At 75.3% G+C, this 2,081-nt stretch carries 2 protein-coding genes; one reads left to right on the forward strand and one right to left on the reverse strand.

Annotated features, from left to right (window positions below; translation table 11 throughout):
* Window positions 1-47 precede the first annotated feature (47 nt).
* The gene (locus ACFV0O_RS41440) at window positions 48-233 is read right to left on the reverse strand and encodes a PspC domain-containing protein (protein ID WP_360495264.1); all 186 of its coding nucleotides are present in this window, start codon (window positions 231-233) and stop codon (window positions 48-50) included.
* A gap of 371 nt (window positions 234-604) precedes the next feature.
* Here ACFV0O_RS41440 and ACFV0O_RS41445 point away from each other — a divergent pair, with 371 nt between their 5' ends.
* Window positions 605-1,981, forward strand: a complete 1,377-nt coding sequence (locus tag ACFV0O_RS41445; protein WP_380350258.1) for a hypothetical protein — start codon at window positions 605-607, stop codon at window positions 1,979-1,981.
* Window positions 1,982-2,081: the final 100 nt, after the last annotated feature.

Here is a 2,081-nt window from a genome sequence, read left to right on the forward strand (position 1 = left end):
GGGATCACCGGGGCGGGCGGCCCTTCGCCGTGTCGTGCGGCCCGGTCTCACGGCTCCTGGGGCAGGAGCAGCCAGAGGGCGAGATAGAGCAGGAACTGCGGGCCGGGCAGCAGGCACGAGAGCAGGAAGATCAGCCGGACGGTCCACGGGGTCAGCCCGAAACGGGCGGCGATCCCGGCGCAGACGCCGGCGATGACGCGGTTGTGACGGGGACGGGCGAGGCGGGCGCTCATGGTGGTCTCCTGATCTGCTCCGCACGGTGGCGGCCCGGTCCGGCCGGTCCGGCGGGCGTACTTCCATACTCCGCCGCCGCCGCCCCGTTCTCCTCAGCCCGCCAGGTGATTCCGCACCCCGACGGGTCACCGGGAAGGCGTAGCCGGATGTCGGGGTCGCCCTCGGGGTGACCCTGAGGAAGGTCGTCCGTCCGGCCCCGGCCCGGGGGGCGCCCTCCCGTCGCGGGGGTGCGGAAACGGCTCGGTATGATGCCGCAGTCGCTGTTGGGTCGGGGGGCGAAACATCGGCGCGCCATCGCTAGGAAATGGCCTCTCTCGCAAGCGATTTCACGTTCTGTTGGGCTCTGTCCGAATTCTCTCGTGAGGTTGAAATGCGCATTGGGCATCGCAGATTCCTGGCCGCGACCGCCGCCGTCACGCTCGCTTCCGGTGTGACCGTCGTGGAGGCCCCGGCCGCCTTCGCCGCCTCGGGGGCCGTCACGGCCGACCAGGGCACCCAGGTCCAGTCCTCGCCGGTCACGGTCACCCTCGGCGGACTGCCCGGGACCGTCAAGGCGGGCGGCGCGCCGGTGGAGTTCACCGCGACGCTGAAGAACACCGCCGACCACCAGCTGGACGTGCCGTCGTCCGCCTTCGTCATCGGCGACACCGGCACCGGCACCAAGCAGGGCCAGTTCAAGCTGGAGTACCAGTCGCCCGGCGGCACGCAGTGGCAGGACGCCAGGGCGAACGCCACGAGCACCGGCGGCCTCTGGCAGCTCGACCGTCCCGCCGTCCTGCACCTGGCGGCCGGCGCCGAGGCCGTCTACCGGCTGCGGCTCACCGTCGCCGCCGACACCCCGGCAGGCCGGGTGACACCGGGTCTCGACGCCGTCGTCTCCGACCCGGCCCTGCCGCCGGAGCAGCGCGTCTCCCAGGCCATGAGCGGCTACGCGGACCTGGTCGTCACGCCGTCGGTCACGCCGACCACCCCGGCGCCCACACCCGCCGCCACGGCCGACGTCAAGCTCGACGGGATGCCCGCCACCTTCACCGCGGGCGGCGAGGCGAAGCCGTTCAAGCTGGTCTTCACCAACAACAGCGGCAGGGACCTCCGGATCCTGCCCGCGATCGTGTTCCAGGGCGCGACCGAACTCCCCTCCGAGGTGGTCGGGTTCGAGTTCCGGACGGCCGCCGGCGGATGGCTGGAGGGGACGCCCGGGGGCAACTCGGAGCACCCGGGATGGCTCTACCTGGGCCTGCGCACCGGCGACCGGAACGCCGACGTCATCGCCCTGCCGAAGGGCGGGAGCCGCACGATCGAGGTCCGGCTGTCCTTCAGCGGCGACACGCCCGCCATGGCCCAGTCCCTGGCGGCCCTCGCGGGCAGCGTGCCCGGTGAGGGCGAACGCGGGTCCGAGGCCTCCAGCCCGAAGGCCGACTTCACGATCACGGCCGCGGTGGGCTCCACCCCCAGGCCGACCCCGACCCCCTCGGCCACCCCGGTGCCGACGGCGGCCCAGCCGACCACCGCGCCGGTCGTCCCGGTGGCGGAGACCACCGGCACGGCGCCGAGCCCGGTGGCGGGCGGCTCGCAGGTGGTCGCTGCCGCGGCGGCTCCGGCCGTGGCGGACACCCGGCTGGCCTCCACCGGCGGCGGCTCCGCCTCGCGGCCGATGGCGGTCACCGGTGCGGTCGCGATCGCCCTCGGCGTGGGCACGCTCGTCGTGGCGCGCCGCCGCAAGCTGGGTTCCAGGACCGGGCGCTGACCCCGGACACGGGGGGGGGGGGGGCGGCCCCGCCCCCCCCCGCGCCGCCCCGGGGCGCCGGGCCCGGGGCGGGGGGGGGGGGGGGGCGGGCGGGCCCCCC

Source organism: Kitasatospora sp. NPDC059577 (genome assembly GCF_042735475.1).
GTDB lineage: Bacteria > Actinomycetota > Actinomycetes > Streptomycetales > Streptomycetaceae > Kitasatospora.

What these genes read in the sequence shown, in the direction of transcription:
- ACFV0O_RS41445 (WP_380350258.1), top strand. Translation starts at nt 605, where the DNA reads ATGCGCATTGGGCATCGCAGATTCCTGGCCGCGACCGCCGCCGTCACG.
- ACFV0O_RS41440 (WP_360495264.1), bottom strand. Translation starts at nt 233, where the DNA reads ATGAGCGCCCGCCTCGCCCGTCCCCGTCACAACCGCGTCATCGCCGGC.